At 60.6% G+C, this 21,523-nt stretch carries 23 protein-coding genes and 1 riboswitch; of the genes, 9 read left to right on the plus strand and 14 right to left on the minus strand.

Features of this window, described 5'->3' with window-relative positions; translation table 11 throughout:
• Positions 1–8: 8 nt before the first annotated feature.
• Positions 9–761 (minus strand): lysophospholipid acyltransferase family protein, encoded by a 753-nt coding sequence (locus AC2YB9_RS11390; protein ID WP_487265464.1) that lies wholly within the window; start codon positions 759–761, stop codon positions 9–11.
• 78 nt (positions 762–839) lie between these two features.
• Between AC2YB9_RS11390 and AC2YB9_RS11395 the strand changes: the two genes are divergently transcribed.
• Both AC2YB9_RS11395 and AC2YB9_RS11400 read left to right on the plus strand, forming a co-directional pair.
• Complete coding sequence (locus AC2YB9_RS11395) at positions 840–1,613, plus strand: alpha/beta hydrolase (RefSeq protein WP_487265465.1); 774 nt, start codon at positions 840–842, stop codon at positions 1,611–1,613.
• Positions 1,606–2,025: a hypothetical protein gene (locus AC2YB9_RS11400; RefSeq protein ID WP_487265466.1), complete on the plus strand. Its 420-nt coding sequence runs from the start codon at positions 1,606–1,608 to the stop codon at positions 2,023–2,025. Before AC2YB9_RS11395 ends, AC2YB9_RS11400 begins: the two co-directional genes overlap by 8 nt.
• On the opposite strand, the gene AC2YB9_RS11405 is transcribed toward AC2YB9_RS11400, so the two are convergent.
• From AC2YB9_RS11405 to AC2YB9_RS11420, 4 genes are read right to left on the minus strand one after another with little or no spacing between them, the layout of a single operon-like run.
• Positions 1,931–2,968, minus strand: a complete 1,038-nt coding sequence (locus tag AC2YB9_RS11405; protein ID WP_487265467.1) for an ROK family glucokinase — start codon at positions 2,966–2,968, stop codon at positions 1,931–1,933. The two genes, AC2YB9_RS11400 and AC2YB9_RS11405, sit on opposite strands and share 95 nt — an antisense overlap.
• Positions 2,965–3,900 (minus strand): ROK family glucokinase, encoded by a 936-nt coding sequence (locus tag AC2YB9_RS11410; RefSeq protein ID WP_487265468.1) that lies wholly within the window; start codon positions 3,898–3,900, stop codon positions 2,965–2,967. Before AC2YB9_RS11410 ends, AC2YB9_RS11405 begins: the two co-directional genes overlap by 4 nt.
• Positions 3,897–4,178, minus strand: a complete 282-nt coding sequence (locus AC2YB9_RS11415; protein ID WP_487265469.1) for a hypothetical protein — start codon at positions 4,176–4,178, stop codon at positions 3,897–3,899. The genes AC2YB9_RS11410 and AC2YB9_RS11415 overlap by 4 nt, the downstream gene beginning before the upstream one ends.
• Positions 4,171–4,617 (minus strand): SRPBCC family protein, encoded by a 447-nt coding sequence (locus AC2YB9_RS11420; RefSeq protein ID WP_487265470.1) that lies wholly within the window; start codon positions 4,615–4,617, stop codon positions 4,171–4,173. The genes AC2YB9_RS11415 and AC2YB9_RS11420 overlap by 8 nt, the downstream gene beginning before the upstream one ends.
• A gap of 172 nt (positions 4,618–4,789) precedes the next feature.
• On the opposite strand from AC2YB9_RS11420, the gene AC2YB9_RS11425 reads away from it, so the two are divergent.
• Positions 4,790–6,511 (plus strand): AMP-dependent synthetase/ligase, encoded by a 1,722-nt coding sequence (locus tag AC2YB9_RS11425; protein WP_487265471.1) that lies wholly within the window; start codon positions 4,790–4,792, stop codon positions 6,509–6,511.
• Here AC2YB9_RS11425 and AC2YB9_RS11430 read toward each other — a convergent pair.
• The 3 genes from AC2YB9_RS11430 to AC2YB9_RS11440 form a co-directional block, all read right to left on the minus strand.
• Positions 6,475–7,734 (minus strand): peptidase MA family metallohydrolase, encoded by a 1,260-nt coding sequence (locus tag AC2YB9_RS11430; protein ID WP_487265472.1) that lies wholly within the window; start codon positions 7,732–7,734, stop codon positions 6,475–6,477. The genes AC2YB9_RS11425 and AC2YB9_RS11430 overlap by 37 nt on opposite strands.
• Positions 7,727–8,683, minus strand: a complete 957-nt coding sequence (locus AC2YB9_RS11435) for a C40 family peptidase (protein ID WP_487265473.1) — start codon at positions 8,681–8,683, stop codon at positions 7,727–7,729. The genes AC2YB9_RS11430 and AC2YB9_RS11435 overlap by 8 nt, the downstream gene beginning before the upstream one ends.
• An 8-nt stretch (positions 8,684–8,691) precedes the next feature.
• Positions 8,692–8,850, minus strand: a riboswitch (cyclic di-AMP (ydaO/yuaA leader).
• Positions 8,851–8,924: 74 nt separating this feature from the next.
• Entirely contained in the window at positions 8,925–9,143 is a 219-nt protein-coding gene (locus tag AC2YB9_RS11440) for a hypothetical protein (protein WP_487265474.1), read from the minus strand.
• A gap of 123 nt (positions 9,144–9,266) precedes the next feature.
• Between AC2YB9_RS11440 and AC2YB9_RS11445 the strand changes: the two genes are divergently transcribed.
• Both AC2YB9_RS11445 and AC2YB9_RS11450 read left to right on the plus strand, forming a co-directional pair.
• Positions 9,267–10,946: a DEDD exonuclease domain-containing protein gene (locus AC2YB9_RS11445; RefSeq protein ID WP_487265475.1), complete on the plus strand. Its 1,680-nt coding sequence runs from the start codon at positions 9,267–9,269 to the stop codon at positions 10,944–10,946.
• A 21-nt stretch (positions 10,947–10,967) separates the two neighbouring features.
• Positions 10,968–11,243 carry an Lrp/AsnC family transcriptional regulator gene (locus AC2YB9_RS11450; protein WP_487265476.1) on the plus strand — a complete coding sequence of 92 codons (276 nt, stop codon included), beginning with the start codon at positions 10,968–10,970 and terminating at the stop codon, positions 11,241–11,243.
• Between the two features lie 3 nt (positions 11,244–11,246).
• On the opposite strand, the gene trpD is transcribed toward AC2YB9_RS11450, so the two are convergent.
• Complete coding sequence (gene trpD / locus AC2YB9_RS11455) at positions 11,247–12,302, minus strand: anthranilate phosphoribosyltransferase (protein WP_487265477.1); 1,056 nt, start codon at positions 12,300–12,302, stop codon at positions 11,247–11,249.
• Positions 12,303–12,315: 13 nt separating this feature from the next.
• Positions 12,316–12,720: a response regulator gene (locus tag AC2YB9_RS11460; protein WP_487265478.1), complete on the minus strand. Its 405-nt coding sequence runs from the start codon at positions 12,718–12,720 to the stop codon at positions 12,316–12,318.
• A gap of 39 nt (positions 12,721–12,759) precedes the next feature.
• Between AC2YB9_RS11460 and ctaE the strand changes: the two genes are divergently transcribed.
• The 4 genes from ctaE to qcrB all read left to right on the plus strand — a co-directional run bounded on the left by ctaE (position 12,760) and on the right by qcrB (position 17,031).
• Positions 12,760–13,383 (plus strand): aa3-type cytochrome oxidase subunit III, encoded by a 624-nt coding sequence (gene ctaE / locus AC2YB9_RS11465; RefSeq protein WP_487268606.1) that lies wholly within the window; start codon positions 12,760–12,762, stop codon positions 13,381–13,383.
• 74 nt (positions 13,384–13,457) lie between these two features.
• Positions 13,458–14,285, plus strand: coding sequence for a cytochrome bc1 complex diheme cytochrome c subunit (qcrC, locus tag AC2YB9_RS11470; protein WP_487268607.1), 828 nt, complete (start codon positions 13,458–13,460; stop codon positions 14,283–14,285).
• Entirely contained in the window at positions 14,282–15,328 is a 1,047-nt protein-coding gene (qcrA, locus tag AC2YB9_RS11475) for a cytochrome bc1 complex Rieske iron-sulfur subunit (RefSeq protein WP_487265479.1), read from the plus strand. Before qcrC ends, qcrA begins: the two co-directional genes overlap by 4 nt.
• Positions 15,325–17,031 carry a cytochrome bc1 complex cytochrome b subunit gene (gene qcrB, locus AC2YB9_RS11480; RefSeq protein ID WP_487265480.1) on the plus strand — a complete coding sequence of 569 codons (1,707 nt, stop codon included), beginning with the start codon at positions 15,325–15,327 and terminating at the stop codon, positions 17,029–17,031. The genes qcrA and qcrB overlap by 4 nt, the downstream gene beginning before the upstream one ends.
• 244 nt (positions 17,032–17,275) lie before the next feature.
• Here the strand turns inward: qcrB and AC2YB9_RS11485 are convergent, their stop codons facing one another.
• Genes AC2YB9_RS11485 through ctaC form a run of 4 tightly spaced genes read right to left on the minus strand, consistent with a single transcriptional unit; the run spans position 17,276 to position 21,431 of the window.
• Positions 17,276–18,442, minus strand: a complete 1,167-nt coding sequence (locus tag AC2YB9_RS11485) for a L,D-transpeptidase (RefSeq protein ID WP_487265481.1) — start codon at positions 18,440–18,442, stop codon at positions 17,276–17,278.
• Positions 18,443–18,487: 45 nt separating this feature from the next.
• Positions 18,488–18,883 carry a cytochrome c oxidase subunit 4 gene (locus AC2YB9_RS11490; RefSeq protein WP_487265482.1) on the minus strand — a complete coding sequence of 132 codons (396 nt, stop codon included), beginning with the start codon at positions 18,881–18,883 and terminating at the stop codon, positions 18,488–18,490.
• The gene (gene ctaD / locus AC2YB9_RS11495; protein WP_487265483.1) at positions 18,880–20,607 is read right to left on the minus strand and encodes an aa3-type cytochrome oxidase subunit I; all 1,728 of its coding nucleotides are present in this window, start codon (positions 20,605–20,607) and stop codon (positions 18,880–18,882) included. Before ctaD ends, AC2YB9_RS11490 begins: the two co-directional genes overlap by 4 nt.
• Entirely contained in the window at positions 20,607–21,431 is an 825-nt protein-coding gene (gene ctaC, locus AC2YB9_RS11500; protein WP_487268608.1) for an aa3-type cytochrome oxidase subunit II, read from the minus strand. The genes ctaD and ctaC overlap by 1 nt, the downstream gene beginning before the upstream one ends.
• Between the last annotated feature and the right edge of the window lie 92 nt (positions 21,432–21,523).

Genomic DNA, 21,523 nt, shown 5'->3' on the forward strand with positions numbered 1-21,523 from the left:
TCTCCTCGTTATTCGGGTTTGATTTCTTCCCAGACCTCATCGGCGGCCGCTTGATCGGCGGCCTTGGCAGCCGCACGTTCAATCTCACGGTCACGCTTCTTGGCATCCTGGGCGTACAGGTCGACATACTCCTGATCGGAAAGCCGCATGATCTCGTACATGATTTCATCGGTGATGGCGCGCAAAATGTAGCGATCGTCTTGCATGCCCTCATAGCGGCTGAAATCAAGTGGTTTGCCGAACCGGACGCCGGGGCGGGCCATCTTGCCAAAGACTTTGCCCGGTGGCGCAACGACATTGGTGTTGATGACCGCCAACGGGATCACCGGCACCTTGGCCTCAAGGGCCAGGCGCGCAACACCGGTACGGCCGCGATACAGCCTGCCGTCATGCGAACGCGTGCCCTCGGGATAGATGCCGCAAACCTCACCATCGTCGAGGCACCGAAGCTGAGTTTTGATCGCGCCAGCCGCGGCCGAACCGCTCGAACGGTCGATCGGCACCTGACCGGAGCCAGCAAAGAATGTTTTCTGCAGCCAGCCCTTGATTCCGGTGCCCTCGAAATATTCGGATTTGGCAACGAAAGTGACGCGTCGCGGGATGACCAGTGGCATAAACAACCAGTCGCTGTAGGACAGGTGATTGCTAGCTAGAATCACCGCGCCGGTCTTGGGGACGTTCTCGGTACCCTCGGCCCAAGGGCGGAAGATCAACTTCAATAGCGGACCCAACGCCAAGAACTTCAAGAACCAATAGAACACGCCGCCTCCTTGAGTACGGCAAGACTCTACTCTGTAGACAGCGCACATTTCGCCACACCGAGAAGAGAAGACGTAGGTATGCCAACGAACTCCCCCCAGCCCGTTGCCGGAACCGAGCCCTTGGCCGTCGATGGTGGTCCGATCGGTGTTCTGTTGATCCATGGATTCACCGGCTCGCCTGCCTCGATGCGGCCGTGGGGACAGGATCTCGCCGAGCGCGGCTACACCGTACGGGTGCCTCGCCTTCCCGGACATGGCACGACATGGCAAGACATGAACACGACGGGCTGGCAGGACTGGTACCGCGAGGTCGATGCAGCGCTCACTGAGTTGCGCACGCACTGCGACACAGTCGTTGTCGCCGGCTTGTCGATGGGCGGCTGCCTGTCGCTACGACTCGCTGAACAACGACCTACGGATGTCGACGTAGTGGTTCTGGTCAATCCCGCGGTAGCACTCAAGAACGCCGCGTTGCCGCTTCTTCCCGTACTCAAGCGCCTCCTGCCCTCGCTGCCCGGTATCGGCAACGACATCAAGAAGGCCGGCGCTGATGAGATCGGCTATGACAAGACACCGCTTCGCGCGCTAGCTTCCCAGATCACGATGTGGAAGGACGTACGGACCAATCTGGCAAAGGTCGACCAGCCGCTGTTGTTCTTCCGCTCCGATGAGGATCACGTCGTCGATATCGGCTCAAAAGATATAATCCTGGCGGGCGTGTCGTCGACGGCCAAGGAGTTCGTGGCCCTGCATGACAGTTATCACGTTGCGACGATCGACAACGATGCCCAACTGATCTTCGATATGACCGCCGACTTCATTGGCCGCCAATTTGGGCTGGCCAGTGACTGACAGCCATCCGCCGATGGGCGGTGACGACGAGTTCGACCGGATCGTGGAAGGCCTCGATCTGGACTTCTCGCTTGCCGATCAGGACGCGATCATTCCCGATCCCAATCCTGACCCGTATCCGACGTCAGCTCGACCGGCCCCAGTCGATGCGGACGATGACGAGGTCGCCTACCGAACTCCCGCGCCACGAGCGCCACGAGCGCCGAACCCTGCGCGCACAACCGCGTGGTCAATCATTCTGGGTGGCCCGTTGCTGCTGGTCTTCGCGACGGTCGGCGGCGTCGTGTTGTCGCGCCCGATCGTTTTTTCGGTATCGATTATTTTCGTGGCCGCGGTGATCTATTTGATTTCACGGCTGCCCGAACACGGGCCCGCGCACCCGGATTGGCCGGACGACGGCGCCGTGCTCTGAGCCGCGACATGTCGGCGGCTCCAATCAGGCCGGCATCCGGCCCCAAATGCGCCTTCACGATGCGTGCCTCCGCACGATAGCCACGACCGGTCAGTGCGCGACCAAAGGCGACCCGGGCCGGATCGATTAGCATCGCGCCGGCCTCGCTGGCGCCACCCCCAATGACAAAAATGCCCGGATCCAGCGCAGCGGCGAGATTTGCAATACCAACCCCGAGCCACTCCCCCACATCACCGATCCAGGCCTCGGCCTCGGCGTTGCCCGCTTGGGCCAACGTGGTCACGTGGCTGCCTTCGATCATCGCCACCGTGCCGCCTGCCCGGGCCAACAATGCTTCGCCGAGCGGAGTGCGGTCCTGCGCTGCGGCACGACCTCGTCGGGTCAACACCCGGCCACTCGCATACTGCTCCCAGCAGCCTGAGTTGCCGCATTCGCAGGCGATGCCATCGGGCACAACCTGCATGTGGCCGAACTCGCCGGCGATACCGAAACTGCCGCGATAAACCCGACCATCAAGCACGAAGGCGCCACCGATACCGGTACCCAGCGTGATCAGGACGAGATCGGGCTCATTCTGTGCAGCGCCAAAGCGCCATTCGGCCCAACCGGCAGCGTTGGCATCATTGTCGACAAGCACCGGCAGCCCGGTCCGCCGCGACACTGCGTCGCGCAGTGGCTCGTGCCGCCAGGCGAGGTGCGGCGAAAAAAGAACGGTCGATTGAGTCGCATCGACAAAGCCGGCCGCGCCGATCCCAATTGAATGTATGTGGTGGTTCCGCCGCAGTGCTTCGGTGATTGCGGAGATCGCATCGAGCACGTCGCCGGGACTCGTTGTAGGCGTCTGCTGCCACATACGCTCGATGACTATGCCGTCCTGATCGACGACACCGGCGGCGATCTTGGTACCGCCGATATCGATGCCGATGGCAAGCTTCTCGATCACCGGCTTGCGGCCGTAGAGGCCGCGGGAGCACTGCGTGCCAGATCGGCGGCACCGATAAGTCCGGCCTTGTTGCCGAGCGCAGCCATGCGCAGCTCGGCGTGTGGTCGGTGGTCGCCTGCCGAGAGAAAATGGTCGAAGGCCGTCTGGGCCGGCTTGAGCAGCAGATCGCCGGCTTCAGCCACACCGCCGCCAATTGCCACGACCGACGGATCGAGTACGGAGCACAGCGTCGCGATGCCCTCGCCAAGCCAGTGTCCGACCTCCGCAAAGACCTCCACCGCCCCCGGATGACCGTCCTGGGCGAGCTTGGTTATCTGCGGTCCAGTGATGTCGTCGGCGATCAACCCGCCGAGACGCTCATGCGACAGCCGTACGAGAGCTCGTCCGCTTGCATACTGTTCCCAGCAGCCGCGCTGTCCACAACCACACTCGATACCATCGCGCACAACGCGCAGGTGGCCGATCTCGCCCGCTGCACCGAAGCCACCCCGGAACAACTGTCCGCTGTGCACGATGCCGCCGCCGATCCCGGTGCCGACCGTGACCAATAACAGATCGTCGGTGTCCTCGCCAGCGCCGAAACAGAACTCACCCCACGCAGCCGCATTGGCATCATTCTCGATGACGACCGGGAGCGAAACTTGCTCGTGGATTTGTTGGGCCAACGGTTCGTCGACCCAGTCGATATTGGGTGAGAACAGCACGGTCGACCGGCCCGCGTCGATGAAACCGGCCGCGCCGACGCCAACGCCAACGATGTCGTCATGCTCACCTTTGAGCCGCTCGACGAGCTCGGCCACCATCGAGGCGATCTCCGAGGCCTCGGTCGCAGGTGTTTCATGCCGGGCCGACTCAACGATCTCGCCGGTCTCGGAGACGAGCCCTGCGGCAATTTTCGTCCCGCCGATGTCGACACCAATCGAAAGACTCATGGGGTTTCCTGCTGATGCGGTGCGAGTTGTTCGAGCAGGTCGCGAAGTGAGCGGGTCAATGTCGCTGCCGCGTGCGTCACACGTTCGACTGCCTCTGGGTTGTCACGTATGTAGTTGGCCATCTGACACAACGGGCACCAACCGTTATTGCAAACGTGATCGGTCGATTCGCTGTTGCTCGAATCGCTGTTGCCCGAACCAGCAGAGGCGGTCAGCGCGAAGACAAGTTTCATAGCTTCGTCGGCAACGGTGCCGATCGGGTCGGGATCGTCAGACACTCTTGCCATCCTCGATTCGTTCCTTGAGGCCCTTAAGTGCTGTGTCGATGATGATTTTCTCGGCCTTGCGCTTGAGCATGCCGAGCAACGGGATCGACACCGACACCGACAAATTGTAAGTCACCCGGGTGCTGCCGTCGGCAATCCGATCGAGTGAATAGGAACCATCCATTGCGGTCAGGATCTTTCCGGGCGAAGCCAACGACCAAGACACCGAGCGATCCGCCCGCCAGTCATACTTGAGGATATATTCATCGCGAATCGGTGCCGCGTTGAGGACAAAATGCACCTGGTGAGCGCGTCCGTCGGCGTTCTGGTCGAGCACTTCGGTCTTCTCAACACCAGTCGCCCAGACCGGATAGGACTCGAAATCGGCAATGACCGCCATGATCGCCGGTGGTTCGGCGTCGATCACAATGTCGCTGCTGGTGCGGGCCATTACGTCTCCTCAACGAACCCACGACGGGCGGGCTCAATCCAGTCACTGATTTTACCGTGTGATCCGCTCACGACTCCGGCTGGGCGCGCCACACCACATTCATTTGCGATCCCTAACTTCGGCACCAGATCCCCCCTTATCAAGGATTCGTCCTGACTGTAGCCTGCCGTAGGTGACCACTCTGGGGAATCTCACTGACGATATCCGCGATCGCCTCGCCGATCATCACGACGATGTGGCGTTTGCCCGCAATCACAGGGGCGACTGGATCGACGTCACTCTCGGCGAGTTCAACGCCCAGATGACGGGTATCGCCAAGGGCCTTATCGCCGCTGGTGTGCAGGGTGGCGACCGAGTCGCTCTGCTGTCCAAAACCCGCTACGAATGGACGCTGCTCGACTACGCCATCTTGTCAATCGGTGCGACCACGGTGCCGATTTATGAGACCTCCTCCGCTGGTCAGATTAGCTGGATTCTGGCCGACTCAGGCGCGACCGCAACAATTGTCGAATCAGCCGACCACCTAAAAAGACTTCACGCTGTGCGCGACAACGCACCCGACCTCCGCCACGTATGGAGCATCGAGGCTGGGGCCGTCGAGGAGATCTCGACCCTCGGTGTCGACGTTTCCGATGACGACCTTGAGTCACGCCGTGCTGGCATCACTAGCGACACCGTCGCGACAATCGTCTACACCTCAGGGACGACGGGCAAGCCCAAAGGTTGCGTTCTCACGCACGGCAATTTTCGTTATGAGCTCGGCGAAGCACTCGACGCATTGCCCGAATTGTTCTGCCCCGACGACACCTCCACGCTGCTCTTCCTACCGCTCGCCCACGTGTTTGCCCGCATCATCCAGTTCGGCGCTGTCCGGTCGGGCACGAAGCTCGGCCATACCGCCGAGGTGAAGGACCTCGTCGCACATCTCGGCGAGTTCCACCCGACCTTCATCCTTGCGGTGCCCCGCGTGTTCGAGAAAGTCTTCAACTCCGCCAGCCAAAAAGCCTGGGCCGACGGCAAAGGCAAGATCTTCGATCGTGCCGCTGCCACCGCGATTGCCTACAGCACGGCGCAGGAAGCCGGCAAGGTCGGTATCGCACTGCGCACCAAACACGCAGTTTTCGACAAACTCGTCTACGTCAAGCTCCGCATACTGCTCGGCGGCGAAGCGAAGTATGCGATTTCCGGCGGTGCGCCGCTCGGCGATCGTCTGGCCCACTTCTATCGCGGCATCGGCGTACCTGTTCTTGAAGGCTACGGGCTCACCGAAACAGCAGCGGCGCTGTGCGTTAACACGCCGACCAAGTCGCGCATCGGGACGGTCGGACAAATGCTCGGCACGACCGAGGTCCGGGTCGCGGCCGATGGCGAACTCGAATTCCGCGGTGGCCAAGTCTTCACCCACTACTGGAACAACCCCGAGGCGACTGCTCAGGTGCTCGCTGAGGACGGCTGGTTCTCCTCAGGCGATATCGGTGAGGTCGATGCCGACGGCTATGTCCGGATCACCGGTCGCAAGAAGGAAATTATCGTGACCGCAGGCGGTAAGAACGTTGCGCCTGCCGTACTCGAGGACCGCGTACGCGCGCACCCATTCATCAGCCAATGCCTCGTGGTCGGCGATGGCAAACCATTCATCGCCGCACTCGTCACGATCGATCGCGAATCGTATGACGGCGACCTCAACTCTCCCGACCTGCGTAGTGAGGTCCAAAAGGCCATCGATGATGCCAACTCGCTGGTTTCAAAGGCGGAATCAATCCGCAAGTTCCAGATCCTGCCCGAGGACTGGACCGAGGAAAATGGCTATCTGACGCCGTCATTCAAGGTCAAACGCAATGTCATCGTCCGTGACCTTCACGACGTGATCGAGGCGCTCTTCACCGCAAGATAGGCCCGCCATTTGCGGGTGAGTTGGCTCGTGTTGAGACCGAATGCTTTCTTCGCCGCATTGTTGACGGACCGACCACCTAGGACCGTATCGTAGAACGTCAACACCTTGGCGTCGCCATACTCGGCGCCAAGCATACGGAAAATCAGCCACGCCGACTCGTAGATGGCGCCCAAACCATGTTGCTGTGAGCCGAAATCGGCCGCAGATGGTAGCTGTCGCGGCGCACCATCGGCCTTCACGACGCGCAATATTTGGCCGGCACTGACCGCGAGCGAAGCGGTGTCCGCGTGCAACGCCACATAGTCGGCAAAACCTTCAGCAACCCATGTTTCGATCGCGCTGCCGGCCGCCTTTGTCATCGCGTGAGTTGCCTCGTGTGACATGACGATCTGTGCAGCACGTGCGTCCATCGTCGCGTACACGGCCGGGTTAACGACAATGACCGGCGTTGTTTTGGTCCTCGAGTTGCCATCGATCGTGGTCGTCACCGCCGCAATCTGTTTGATTGAGGCGATCGGCTGGTCTAGGAGCGCGGCGGACTGTTCCTCCGAGTGCGGCGAGATAACCACCAAACGGCCGGTCGCACCCTTGACAACATCGCGCACTGCGGCACGCGCACGGTCCGTCTGAGCCGCTATCTGGTCGCTCGCGCCGCCGTCGATGGAAATGATCGTGGTGCCTCGGTGGTTCGCGACGCTGACCTCGCCGAGCAGCCATAATGGCATCGCCCCGTCATTTCGGACGGCGCTCCGGACCGCAAAGCGGCCACGAGCAATTGGATCGAGTACGAACGTGACGTTGACCGCTCGGCTTCGGACTGGCGCCATACCCGAGGCCGCGCCAGGCTTCCAACTGACCTCGACCGTGGCCTCAGTCGCCCGATCCGTGCGGACACCGGCAAGCCCGCCGGAGATGAACCGCAGCCGGACGTCGGTGCCACCAAGTGCCTGCAGACCGGCATATGTCTTGGCCGACCAAGCCTGCGCGGCAGGTGAATTGCCTGCCGCCGCGCTGAACTGCGCCTGCGTACGTGCCGTCTGAAGTGCTCGAAACTGTGCGGCGATAACGTCCGGCGCATTGTTCGAGATGCTCTGTGGCTGGACCGCTGGCGCGGACTGCCACGGGCGCTGCCACACCAGAAAGGTTGTGGCCATGATCGCCAAAACAACACCGGCAATCAGATTTGGTGAGAAGCGTCTGCCCCCGACCGGTGGATCAGCCAAACCGTCCGGCCTTGGAGAAGCCACCGAGCCCGGTCACTTCGACCCGCTTGCCTGGCCGCGGGGCATGGATCACTTTGCCGTTGCCGATGTAGATGCCGACATGCGACATGCTCGAGTAGAACACGAGGTCGCCAGGCTGCAAACTGCCCATTGACACGTGCCGTGACGCCGCATATTGCGGTCCGACAACGCGTGGAATCGAAACTCCAGCGGCCGCCATCGCATGCTGGGTAAGACCCGAGCAGTCCCAGGCGCTGGGGCCGTTGCCGCCCCACTTGTAAGGCTCGCCTAGTTGGGCGGCAGCAAAATCTCCGGCTTTCTTGGCCCGGCCGGTGGCATTGATCTCGAAATTGAGGTCGACATCGCTGGAGTTGAAACTAGCCTGCTGGGCGGCGGTGAGTCGGGCAAGATCGGCCTTGGCGGCATCGTACTTCTTGCGGATCTCAGCCTGCTTCGCCTTGGTGTTCTGCTGATCCTGTTTCAGATCGGCCATCCGGTCCTTGAGCTGCGCCCGGCGGTTCTTCAACTCTTTGCTCGTCGAGCCGAACTTCTCGAGCGCATCGGCGCGCGAGGTGTTGAGCGCTTGTACGGCGCCAAGACCGTCGAGGAACGCTTCGGGATTCTTGCTGCCCAGAAGGTTGACCGTCGCACCGAGTGGTGCGTCCATTTGTTGAGCGACAATTGCGGCGCTAAGTTCATCTTTTTGCTCATCGTACGACTGCTGGTCGCGGGCGATGTCCGCGTTTAGATCGCCAATCTCGGATTTCGCGGCCTTGACCTCGACCCCGAGTTGATTGACCTGCTCAGATACCGATTCGACCTGATGGAATGCGTTTTCAACATCCTTCACCGTCACATCGGGTGTCGCCTGAGCGGTCGAAAACGACATCATGGCAAAAGACAGAAATGTTGCCGCGGCAACAATTGCACCGGCACGTTTATGGCGCACACATTCTCCTACTACGTCTTCAACGCCTACCGGGTTAGCTGACGGGTTCGGGCCAAAGGCTGCCCTACAACGCGTACGAGTACGCGCCGATTCACCCCAATTGCTTGGGTCCCCGGCATGCTGCGCATATCTTCCCCACATGTGCAGCATTTAGGCGGTGTGTAAGCACCGAATCAGGAAGATTCGACTATCACGAACACACAAGAAGATACTTTAGGCGCTGCAGGGGCTCAGTTCAACCTCATCCGGCCCGCACGTCGGGCTCCGTGACGGCCGTCACAAGCCGGAGTGGTGGCACGAGGCCGGACTCCGACAGCGCATCGAAGGCCCGCATTTCGGCGGCATCGATCTCGATGCCGGCCGGCGGAGCGCCGAGCAGGACCGTCACCACACAGTCACCACAGGCGCTAGGACTCTTCACCAAGCAACGGTCACAATCGACCACGACTGAATCGCTCATCTTTGCTCCTTTGTTTATACCGTGGACACTCATACCGAGGACGCTAACCGTCACCCCTGACAGAATGCCGACGAGAGTGACTCGGCGGCGTATGTGTCGGTGCAGACGATTACCGTTCAGGTTGTGGAAGCGGTGCAAGCATCATTCGATGAGTTGGGGCGACCGCTGCTCGACGTCACCTTTTGCGTCGTCGATCTTGAGACGACCGGTGGTTCGGCGGCCAAGGGCTCCAAGATCACCGAGTTCGGCGCGGTCAAGGTGCGTGGCGGCGAGGTCCTTGGCGAGTTCCAGACGCTGGTCAACCCGGACGAGGTCATCCCGGCGTTCATCTCGGTATTGACTGGGATCACCGATCGTATGGTCATCGACGCACCGCACATCGCCGAAGTATTGCCAAGTTTCCTTGAGTTCGCCCGCGGCAGCGTGTTGGTGGCACACAATGCGCCCTTTGACGTCGGCTTCCTCAAGTATGCGGCCCGCGACCTCGAACTCCCCTGGCCCAAATTCGAAGTGCTCGACACCGTCGTCCTCGCCCGGCGGACACTGCTGCGCGACGAGGTCGCCAATTTCAAACTTGCCACTCTCGCAGCGGCTTTCCATGCCACAACGTCACCCACTCACCGCGCGCTCGACGACGCTCGGGCGACCGTCGACGTCCTGCACACGCTGTTCGAACGGCTCGGACCACTCGGCGTCTCAACGCTCGAGGAAGTCGCCACCTACACGTCACGAGTCAGTCCCGCACAACGCAAAAAGCGCTGGCTTGCCGATCACTTGCCCAATGCCCCGGGCGTCTATCTGTTCCGCGATGCGCGCGATGCCGTCCTGTATGTCGGCACGTCTCGCAATATCCGGGTCCGAGCCCGCAACTACTTCACCAAGAGCGAAACTCGTTCCCGGATGTCCGAAATGGTGCAGCTCGCCGAACGCATCGAAGGAATCGTCTGCGCGACCGCGCTCGAGGCGCAGGTGCGCGAGCTCCGGCTGATCGGGCATCATCGGCCGCCCTACAACCGGCGTTCACGTAATCAAGACAAACGCGTCTGGCTCAAGCTGACCCGTGAGGCTTGGCCGAGGCTGTCGATCGTACGCACGATCCTCGACGACGACGCCGACTACATCGGACCGTTCCGCGGCCGAGCCGCGGCCGAAGGCACCCTCGCTGCGCTACACGACACGTTCCGCATTCGACAATGCACCCAACGGTTGTCGTTACGCTCCAAGAAATCACCATGTGTCCTGGCCGAGATGGGGCACTGCCTATCCCCCTGTGACGGCTCGGCGGAGCCCGAGATCTATGCCGGCGAGGTCGCTGCCATGCGCGCGACGATGACCGGCGATCCAACCACGCTGGTTGCCAACATTGCTGCCAAAATGGCCGATCTGGCGGCCCAGCAGCGCTATGAGGATGCAGCCGTCTGGCGTGACCGTGTCACTGCCTTCCTACATGCGGCAACGCGTAGCCAACGACTGCGCGAACTCACCGAAACCGAGCAACTCGTGGCCGCAGTAAGCCATGTGGATGGCTGGGAGATCCATGTCATGCGTTACGGACGGCTGGCCGCCGCCGGAGTCATGCCGCACGGCGCCATCAGCGAGGTATGGATCGACGCTCTGATCGCATCAGCCGAATCGGTCGCGGGCGGCTTTGGGCCCGTCCCGGCCGCGACTGTCGAGGAGACCGAATGCCTGTTGCGCTGGCTCGACCAGGTCGGCATCCGAATCGTGCGTGGCTCGTGGCATTGCGCAGCGATCGGATCCGCGCGGCATTTGCCCAATTACGCGACCGTCGCGTTAGGCTGATCCGATGATTGGATCGAAAAAATGATTACCGCAATTGTCTTCATCCAGGCCGATGTTGCGCATCTCAATGAGATTGCCGAAACAATTGCCGGCATCACTGGCGTCAGCGAGGTCTACTCGGTGACCGGCGAACTCGATCTGCTCGCGATGGTGCGGGTCAGAACCCACGAAGACATTGCCGCTGTCGTTGCCGATCAGGTCAACAAGGTCGAGGGCGTTCTCTCCACCCAGACCCAGATCGCATTCCAGACGTTCAGCCAGCACGATCTCGAAGAGGCGTTCTCGATCGGCTCCTGACCGTTAGAGCTCCGCAGTCGCCTTCTGGGTGGCTGCCGCCCACGTGTCCAGCACCTTGCGCGCCGCACCCGAATCGATCGATTCGGCCGCGCGCGCGATTGCGGACTTCATCCGATCATCGAGATCGCCAGAAATGCCTTCATGCGCGACGAGCCCGGCTGCGGCATTGAGGAGCACCGCATCGCGTACGGCCGACTGCTCGCCATCAATGATGCGGCCGAAGACGCCAGCGTTGAACGCAACGTCGCCGCCCTTGAGCGCGTCGGCACCAGAACGGCTAAGCCCAAGCGACTGAGGATCGACCGTCGTCTGCGACACCGTGCCTGTGGAGCCGTCAGAAACCCAGACCGTTGAGGTCGTCGTCGTGGTGATCTCGTCGAGACCATCATCGCCGCGGAATACCAGCGCATCGGCGCCGCGGGCGGCGAAGACGCCGGCCATGATCGGCGCAGCACGCTTGTCGGCCACACCGACTGCCATCGCCGCCGGACGGGCGGGGTTGGTTAACGGGCCCAGCAGGTTGAACACCGTCGGAATGCCGAGTTCACGGCGCGGCACCGAGGCGAAGCGGAACGACGAGTGGAACACCGGGGCGAAACAGAAGGTGATGCCCGAATCATGCAAGACGTCAACAATGCGGGTCGCTGGCACATCAAGACGTACGCCGAGTGCTTCGAGCACATCAGCCGAACCGCTCGCACTGGACGCGGCGCGGTTGCCGTGCTTGACGACTGGCGCACCCGCACCGGCGATAACGACCGCGGACATCGTCGAAATGTTGACCGTTTTGGCCCGATCACCGCCGGTACCGACAATGTCGACGATGCGACCCTCAACCTTGAGTGGCGTCGCGTGGCTGTACATCGAGTCAACGAGCCCCTGGACCTCGGCAACGGTCTCGCCCTTGGCGTGCAATGCGACGGCAAAGCCGGCGATCTGCGCGGACGTGGCGTTGCCGGACAGGATTTCCTCCATGGCCCACGCGGTAGAGCCGGCGTCGAGGTCCACGCCCGCTACGAGTGAGGACAGGACATCGGGCCACGTGCTGTATGACGTCATCCGAGCGATCCCGTCAGCCGGCAAGTTGCTCGCTGCGGACCAGGTCGATAACGGCCTCGGCAAGACGCAGCGGTTCGATCGGATGCGGCACGGCGGCATCGGCACGCGACCATGTGGCGAGCCACGCATCCTGAACTCGGCCGGTCAACAGGAGCACCGGAGGCGCCTCGAATATTTCATCCTTCATTTGTCTGGCGATGCCCATTCCACCGACCGGAACCGCCTCGCCGTCAAGAATTACCAAATCGATTCCACCAGCGTCGAGCAACTGGAACACGACCGGCTCGGTCGCAACTTCGCTGTAAACAAAGGGCGGAAGCGACGGATGTGGCCGTTTACCAAGCGCCGAAACGACTTGGTCGCGGACGCTACTATCGTCGCTGTAGACAAGGACACGCAGGGTCTTGTGATCATTCACAGTCTGATCGTACATAATGATCCTGTGGCGACTACATCAGTGATTCCTGCATCCCGACTTCATGGCCAAGAGGGACGTCCTTCGATGGTCACCGTCGGGACGATTGTTTGGCTCTCAAGTGAGCTCATGTTCTTCGCAGCTTTGTTCGCGGCGTACTTCACGATCCGCAACATTTCTCCGGAGTTGTGGGCCAACTCAAGCGACAAGCTCAACGTCCCTTTCGCGACCGCCAACACGACGATCCTCGTGTTGTCATCGGTCACCTGCCAGTTCGGCGTGTTTGCGGCCGAGCGTGGCCGCGCCGGCCGTACCGGCACCTTGCTGCAGTTCAAGCAATGGGGCATGCGTGAGTGGTTCGTACTGACCTACTTCATGGGCTCGGTCTTCATCGCCGGCCAGGCCACCGAGTATGCCGAGCTCGTGCACGAGGGCATCACGATCCCCGCGTCGTCATACGGCAGCTTGTTCTATCTCGCGACCGGCTTCCACGGCATCCACGTCCTCGGCGGACTCATCGCCTTCCTGCTGGTCATTGGCCGTACGTTCGCGGCCCGCAGATTCACCCACGAGCAGGCAGTGTCGGCAATTGTTGTGTCCTACTATTGGCACTTCGTGGACATTGTTTGGATCGCGCTTTTTGCCACGGTGTACCTGCTCAAATAAGCAAGGTGTACCTGAATAACTTCACCAGTTCGTTCGCTGTAATCTGAGTCGCAAAATCAGGAATGAGGTTTTCCGTGCGGAACTTGTCGACAAAACGCCGACACCCTCTCGCTGGGATCGTGGTGCTTCTTATGGGGCTCCTCGTCGCGGGTGGGTTGTATTCGACGTTTGCTCCCCGAGCAGCGACTGCAGATGAGGCCAAAACCTCACTCGATGTCGAGGCTGGGCGTCAACTCTTCCTGATCGGCTGTGCCAGCTGTCACGGCATGAACGCCGAAGGAATTGTCACCAAGAGGGGCGAGAATTACGGCCCCTCCCTCGTCGGCGTCGGTGCTGCGTCGGTCGACTTCCAAGTCGGAACCGGTCGTATGCCGATGGCTCTCACAGGTCCGCAGGCTGCCAAAAAGGAACCGGTCTACAACGCCAAGGAGACCAGACAGCTCGCTGCCTACGTCGCCTCGCTCGCGCCTGGCCCGGCGATCCCGGGCAGCAAGGACACTGACTACAAGGGTGCAACCGGCGCGGACATTACCCGCGGTGGCGAGTTCTTCCGCACCAACTGCACCGCCTGCCACAACTCGGTTGGCGCCGGCGGCGCGCTCCCCGGCGGCCGCTACGCACCGTCAATCAAGGGTGTCAGCGCCAAGCACATGTACGAGGCCATGTTGATCGGTCCCCAGCAGATGCCCGTCTTCTCCGATGACGTGATCACGCCCCAGGACAAGCGCGCTGTGATCGCCTACGTCAAAGCCGTTCAGAGCGAGCCCAGCTACGGCGGTATCGGTGGCGGCGGCCTTGGCCCTGTCGTTGACGGCGTTTTTGTCTGGATAGTTGGCATCGGCGGGCTGGTTGGCTTTGCCATCTGGATCGGCGCACATGGAGCGAGAGTGAAGAAGGAATGAGCGACGAGTTGGATCGCCTGCCGCAGGAACCGATAGCTGATCTGGGCATTCCGGAGCATCAGTATCGGCCGACCGATGTCTACCCCGAGCAGGAACGTCGCGCCGAACGTCAGGTCGCGGGCATGTTTGTCGTGGCTGCCGTGCTTGCACTCGTGTTCTGCGTGTTTTACTTCACGATCGACAAGACCGAAACGTTCCTGAATTTCTCCGCGCTCAACTTTGCGCTGGGACTCAGCCTTGGTTTCTCGCTGCTTTTGATTGGCGTCGGCGCGATCCAATGGGCCAAGAAGCTCATGGGCGATCACGAAATCTTCGAACTCCGCCATCCGGCGGTGTCCTCGCAAGAGGATCGGGCGCAAGTCATGGCTGAGCTCAACAGCGGCATCGAGGAGTCCGGCTTCGGCCGACGCCCGCTGATCCGCAACAGCTTGCTCGGCGCGATGGGCATGCTCGGACTCCCGGCGATCGTTTTGATGCGCGACCTCGGCCCGCTCCCCTACGGCCATACCTACACCGTGTGGAAGAAGGGTATGCGCGTCGTCAACGACGTGTCCGGCACGCCGATCAAGCCCGCGGACCTGGAAGTCGGCCAACTGGTCAACGGTGAGCCGGCGATCTTGTTCGAGACCGACACCGATGGTGAGCCGATTATCCACGGCGTCGAGGCCATGCAGGCTAAGGCCAAAGCAGCCGTAATTGTCGTCCGTATGCGGCCGCAAGACATCACCCCGTCCAAGGGCCGCGAGAACTGGGGCGTTGACGGCATCCTCTGCTTCTCGAAAATCTGCACCCACGTCGGTTGCCCGATCAGCCTCTGGGAGCAGCAAACCCACCACCTGCTCTGCCCGTGCCACCAGTCGACTTTCGATCTGGGTGACAACGGCAAAGTCATTTTCGGACCCGCGCACCGTCCGCTCCCGCAGTTGCCGCTCGCGGTCGACAAGGACGGCTACTTAATCGCGGTCAGCGACTTCCCTGAAATCGTTGGACCTAGTTATCCCCGACTGGCACACGACCAGAAGGAACTGGACAAGAAATCATGAGCAGCGATACCTACACCCCGATCGAAAACACCGACGTCGGTAAGAAGGCGTCGGGCCCGGTCCAGTGGATCGACGAACGCGTCGGCATTGCGGGCCTGGCCAAAAAGAATCTCCGCAAGGTGTTCCCGGACCACTGGTCCTTCATGCTCGGCGAGATCGCACTGTGGAGCTTCGTCGTTTTGTTGCTCACCGGCGTGTTCCTGACCTTCTGGTTCCAGCCGAGCATGGCTGAAACCACCTACACCGGCCCTTACGCTCCGATGCGCGGCCTGGAAATGTCACAGGCATACGCCTCGACCCTCCACATCTCGTTCGACATTCGTGGCGGTCTGCTTATCCGGCAGATCCACCACTGGGCGGCGGCACTGTTCGTTGCGGCGATGATGATGCACATGCTGCGCGTGTTCTTCACTGGCGCATTCCGAAAGCCGCGCGAGGTCAACTGGCTCATCGGTGTCGGCCTGTTCTCGATGGGTCTGATCGAAGGCTTTGCGGGCTATTCGCTTCCCGACGATCTGCTTTCGGGCACCGGCCTCCGCTTCGTTGATGGCCTGCTTCGCTCGATCCCCGTGGTCGGCTCTTACCTCGAGTTCTTCATCTTCGGTGGCGAGTTCCCCGGTGACATCATCATCCCCCGTCTCTACATGGCGCATATTCTGTTGCTTCCGGCACTGCTGCTCGGACTCGTCGGCGCGCACATGCTGCTGCTCGTCTACCACAAGCACACCCAGTGGGCTGGCCCCGGACGCACTGAACAGAACGTTGTCGGCTATCCGATGCTTCCGGTCTACGCGGCCAAGGCCGGCGGCTTCTTCTTCATCGTCTTCGGCTTCACCGCGATCATGGGTGCGCTGATTCAGATCAACCCGGTCTGGGCTTATGGTCCGTACAACCCCTCAGAGGTCACCGCCGGATCCCAGCCCGACTGGTACATGGGCTTTTCTGAAGGTGCCGTGCGGCTTATGCCCAACTGGGAGAGCACATTCCTCGGTCTGACGTGGAGTTGGAATGTTCTGATCCCCGCAGTCGGCGCCATGACGATGCTCTTCGTTGTGCTCGGCGCTTGGCCGTTTATCGAGGCCTGGATCACCGGTGACAAGCGCGAGCATCACCTGCTCGATCGCCCGCGCAACGCTCCGGTCCGCACTGCGCTCGGTGTGGCAGGCATGACCGCCTACAGCGTGCTGTGGGCTGGCGGCGGCAACGACATCATCGCGACGAAATTCCATCTCGACATCTTCGCAATCACCTGGTTCCTCCGAATCGGTCTCTTTGTCCTGCCGGTTATTGCGTTCATCGTGACCAAGCGGCTCTGTATCGGCCTACAACATGCCGACAAGGAACGCGTCTTGCACGGCTACGAAACCGGCGTGCTTGAACGTACGCCGGAAGGCGGCTACTCGGAACGACACGCTCCGCTGCCATTGGCCAACGAGTACGTCCTCACGACACAGGATCGCGTACCAGTGCTGGCTGCAGCAGCTCCCAAGACCGACAAGAACGGCGTACGTGCGCCAGGCAGCCGTAAGGACCGTCTGCGAGGCAGGGCTCGGGCCTTCTTCTACGACGGTTCGGTCGAGAAGCCGACAGTCGAGGAAGTCGACCACGCTCGTGACCACCTGGGCGAGCACGACGGCCATCCGGTCGTTCTGGGCGAAGACTTCCAGGGCGTCTCTGAAACCGGTGTGCCCAAGCAACACTGATCACGGAACGCTGAGCGATAACCTCAAAGGAGGGCAGTCCCGATTCGGGATTGCCCTCCTTTTACGTATCAAGCCGCTCCTCACCCGTCCATAGTTTCCCAGGATATCGTGGGAAACTGTCGCTCCTCACAGGTTGCAACATGTGCAAAGCGACAGTTCCGTGTCATAGGTATGGGAGTGGCACCTCGTCCAGGCCGTACTGCCCTCAGCGCCGGTATAGCGCCGTGAGATCAGAGCGCAGGGATCAGAGGGCAGAGCGCTTGGTAAAGGACGCCCAGGACATGTTCCAGTCCGTGTAGCCGTTGCCAGGCTCCATCGAGCGCGAACTATTAACGAACTTGATCACATCGCCGCGTTTGGAACGGCTGAATAGCCACGCTGCATTGGCGGTGCTCATACCGGTGCAGCCATGGCTGACGTTGGCAACACCCTGCGAACCGACTGACCACGGCGCGGCGTGGATGAACTCGCCGGAGTTGGTCAGGCGCATCGCCCAGCGGACGTCGCTAATGTTGTAATAATTCGGGTCCTTCGCATCCACTCCGGTTGACGCCGCATCCATATCGACCGTGGAAAACTTCTCCATGACGACTTTGGTGCCTTCGCGGGACTGATGCGAGGCATCGCCTGTCGTCACCGGCATAACCTTGGCAACCTTGCCGTTGATCTTCACCGTGACCTTGTGGGTCGCGACATCGACCGTGCTGACGACCGAGCGCCCGATTTTGAAGGCCACATCCTGGCTCTGCTGGCCATAGACACCGTCGCCCGCATCGAGCCCGTTAACATCGACGTGCACCCGGACCTTCGTGCCGGCAGACCAGAACTCTTTTGGCCGGAAATGCACTTCGTAATCGCTCACCCAACTCCAGGAGCCGGTGACGACGGGCGTCGATTCGACCCGCATCTTGCGCTCAAACGCCGCGCGATTGCGGACTGGAAGATCAAACTTCACGATGATCGGCATGCCGACACCGACGGTTTCGCCCTGAAGCGGTGCCACCGATGGGTAGGTCTGCTGCTTGAGTGTCAGTGTCTCGGTGGTGAACACCGTGGTGGACGTAGCCCGCTTGCCGTCAGCGTTCGTGCCGTTGATGGTGAAATGGTAGGTCTTGCCGGGCTCAAGTAGATCGGATGCAATCCAGTCTGAGCCACTCACCATGCCGTTGATGACATTCTTGTGTGGGTTGTTACCAAAGTACAGGGATGCACCGGTGACCTCGCCGTTAGCGGCCTTGGCGGTCACGACGGTGTCGACGTGGATGCCTTTGGCCTTATCGGCAATATTGCTGGTCAGCTGGACCGGCGCGGCATTTTCTTTGGGTGGTGCGACAACATTGGACACCGAGGAGCACCCGGCGACACCCATCGACGCCCCCAGGCACAGCGCCACCAATAACCGTGTCTTCACCACGCCAGTTTACGCGGTGACGACGATCATGCGAAATCGACAGGCTCAGTGCGCGTGGATGCCCCGGTAGTACTCAAAGACCCATCCCATAACACAGATCGCACCAATGCCAAGGCCGATGATGAACAGCCACCAGCCAACGGCAACGCCGACAACAACCATGCCGAGTGCCATGGCGCCGAACAGCGGCCACCAGCTGTACGGCGGAAAGAAGCCTTGTTCACCCGCGCCGTCGGCGATTTCGCCGTCATTGCGGTCCTCGGGACGCTCGGGGATCTGCTTGGACACAACGGCCAAGTAAAAGCCCGTTAGCGCGCAGAGTAGGGCCGTCATCGTCAGCGCCACGGTGCCGGTGGGATCTTCGCTCGCGAGCCAATAGATGGGCGCAAGCACCGCGAAGAACACGCCGACAGCGATCATGACCCATGTTTCGGACTTCATTCTTTCGCACCGTCCTTGGAGATGTGCTTCATCGTGCTGGTCAACTCTCTGATTTCATCGTGCTCAGAGTTGTCTAGCAGTTGGAGTTCAGAGATTTCCGGATGGTGCAGATCGAAAGCAGGACTTTCGGAGCGGATCCGCGGTAACGATTCGAAGTTGTGCCGCGGCGGCGGCGATGACGTCGCCCATTCGAGTGACCGGCCCCAGCCCCATGGGTCGTCTAGTCCGACCAGTGGCCCACGGCGCGACTTCCAGACGTTGTAAATGAAGGGCAGCGTCGACGCACCCAGCAAGAAGGCACCGATCGAAGAAATCTCGTTGAGTGTCGTGAATCCGTCGCTGGGTGAGTAGTCGGCGTAGCGACGCGGGAAGCCCTCGACGCCGAGCCAGTGCTGGACGAGGAACGTCATATGGAAACCGACGAACAATAGCCAGAAGTGAATCTTGCCGAGCCGCTCGTTGAGCATACGGCCGGTGAATTTCGGCCACCAGAAATAGTATCCGGCGAACATCGCGAACACGACGGTGCCGAACACCACATAGTGGAAGTGCGCCACGACAAAATACGTGTCCGTTACTTGGAAGTCAAGTGTGGGCGACGCGAGCACCACACCGGTCAGGCCGCCGAACAGGAAGGTGACCAAAAAGCCAAGCGAGAACAGCATCGGGGTGTCGAAGGACAGCGAGCCGCCCCACAGCGTGCCAATCCAGTTGAAGAACTTCACTCCCGTGGGCACGGCGATTAAGAATGTCATGAAGGAGAAGAATGCGAGATCAACCGAACCGGTGGCGAACATGTGGTGCGCCCAGACCGCGACCGAAAGTGCAGCGATCGACAACGTCGCACCGACAAGTCCGACGTAGCCGAAGACCGGCTTGCGGGAGAATACCGGGAGGACTTCGGTGACGATGCCGAAGAACGGCAGAGCGATGATGTAGACCTCTGGGTGTCCGAAGAACCAGAACAAATGCTGCCAGAGAATCGGCCCGCCATTGGCAGGGTCGAACACATGGGCACCGAGTCTTCGATCAGCTTCCAGCGCCAGCAAAGCGGCACCGAAGATCGGGAACACGATCAACGAGAGCAGAGCGGTAACCAACGTATTCCAAGTGAAGATCGGCATCCGGAACATCGTCATGCCTGGTGCGCGCATCGTGAAGACTGTGGTGATGAAGTTGACCGCACCCAAAATTGTGCCAAGCCCTGACATCCACAGGCCCATGACCCACAGGTCACCGCCAATTCCTGGTGAGTTGACTGTGTCGCTCAGTGGCGCATAGGCGAACCAACCAAAGCTCGCCGCTCCACCAGGAACCAAAAAGCCTGAAACGACGATAGTGCTGCCGAACAGGTAGAGCCAATAACTGAACATGTTGAGCCGCGGGAATGCCACATCCGGCGCACCGATCTGCAGCGGCATGATGGCGTTTGCGAAGCCAAAGAACAGCGGCGTCGCGAACATCAACAGCATAATCGTGCCGTGCATCGTGAACAGCTGGTTGTAGGTGTCGTCATCGACGAACTGCATACCCGGACGGGCGAGCTCGGCACGGATCATCAGCGCGAGGATGCCGCCGATAATGAAGAAGACGAATGTGGTCACGAAGTAGAGATTGCCAATGACCTTGTGGTCCGTGGTCGTAATGACCTTGACGATCCGCTGGCCGATGGTCTTTTCTACCGGTACCGATTGCGCATCAAAATTTGCTGTCGCATCAACCATCAGTTCTCAGCTCCACTCTTGGGCTCGGCAAGGCCAGCAATCCTGTCAGCTTCGGCTGCACCCACCGGCTCGCCGACATTGCCTTGGGTCTTGAGGTCGACTATGTGCTTGTCGAACTCTGCACGGGAAACCACGTGCACCTTGAAAATCATGCGCGAGTGATAAAGGCCGCATAACTCGGCACAACGGCCAGTGAAAGTGCCCTCACGGGTCGGCGTCATATCGAAAGAATTGACCTTGCCGGGAATGACGTCAAGTTTAAAGTAGAACTCAGGGATCCAGAACGAATGAATCACATCGGGCGACTTAAGATCAAAACGTACGGATTCGCCCACCGTCAGATAAAGGTTCGCCGGGTGTTCAGGCGTGCCAGACTCGAAGACTGAATCGCCATCCACAGCGCCTTCTTTGACGTAGTCAAAGGACCATTGCCACTTGCTGCCGACGACCGTGACCGTGTGGTCCGGGTTGTCAACTTTGGCACGCATTTCATTCTGCGATGTCACCGTATGGAAGAAGAAGATCGCCACGATGATGACCGGGCCGATCGTGTAGAGCGCCTCGATCGGCAGGTTGTAGCGCACCTGATCAGGGACTTCGTCGTCACTGCGACGGCGATAGCGGAAAATCGACCAGACGATCAGGCCGAACACCAACAAGAACACCACGAGCACAGAAATCCAGGCACCAAGCCATAGATTCCACATTGCTTGTGAACGATCGCTCGCAGCGATTGGCAAGGCCAATCGTTTCAAATCATGATCGTCGACTGGGGAGCAGCCGCTTAATACGACGGTGGCGATGACGACCATCGCCAATTTCATCCGACCCACGAGGCGCCTTTCTGGCTTAAGACAGGCAATTGATGACATCAGCACCATACTCCAGCCGGTGACCGGAGTAATGCTGAGGTCAG

Source organism: Aeromicrobium changchenzhani (assembly GCF_057586615.1).

Excerpts from the sequence above, each read along its gene's own strand:
- trpD (WP_487265477.1), bottom strand. The coding sequence starts at position 12,302 with ATGACGTCATACAGCACGTGGCCCGATGTCCTGTCCTCACTCGTAGCG.
- AC2YB9_RS11410 (WP_487265468.1), bottom strand. The coding sequence starts at position 3,900 with ATGAGTCTTTCGATTGGTGTCGACATCGGCGGGACGAAAATTGCCGCA.
- ctaD (WP_487265483.1), bottom strand. The coding sequence starts at position 20,607 with ATGGTTGATGCGACAGCAAATTTTGATGCGCAATCGGTACCGGTAGAA.
- AC2YB9_RS11420 (WP_487265470.1), bottom strand. The coding sequence starts at position 4,617 with ATGGCCCGCACCAGCAGCGACATTGTGATCGACGCCGAACCACCGGCG.
- AC2YB9_RS11395 (WP_487265465.1), top strand. The coding sequence starts at position 840 with ATGCCAACGAACTCCCCCCAGCCCGTTGCCGGAACCGAGCCCTTGGCC.
- AC2YB9_RS11440 (WP_487265474.1), bottom strand. The coding sequence starts at position 9,143 with ATGAGCGATTCAGTCGTGGTCGATTGTGACCGTTGCTTGGTGAAGAGT.
- ctaC (WP_487268608.1), bottom strand. The coding sequence starts at position 21,431 with ATGAAATTGGCGATGGTCGTCATCGCCACCGTCGTATTAAGCGGCTGC.
- qcrB (WP_487265480.1), top strand. The coding sequence starts at position 15,325 with ATGAGCAGCGATACCTACACCCCGATCGAAAACACCGACGTCGGTAAG.
- AC2YB9_RS11450 (WP_487265476.1), top strand. The coding sequence starts at position 10,968 with ATGATTACCGCAATTGTCTTCATCCAGGCCGATGTTGCGCATCTCAAT.
- qcrA (WP_487265479.1), top strand. The coding sequence starts at position 14,282 with ATGAGCGACGAGTTGGATCGCCTGCCGCAGGAACCGATAGCTGATCTG.
- AC2YB9_RS11490 (WP_487265482.1), bottom strand. The coding sequence starts at position 18,883 with ATGAAGTCCGAAACATGGGTCATGATCGCTGTCGGCGTGTTCTTCGCG.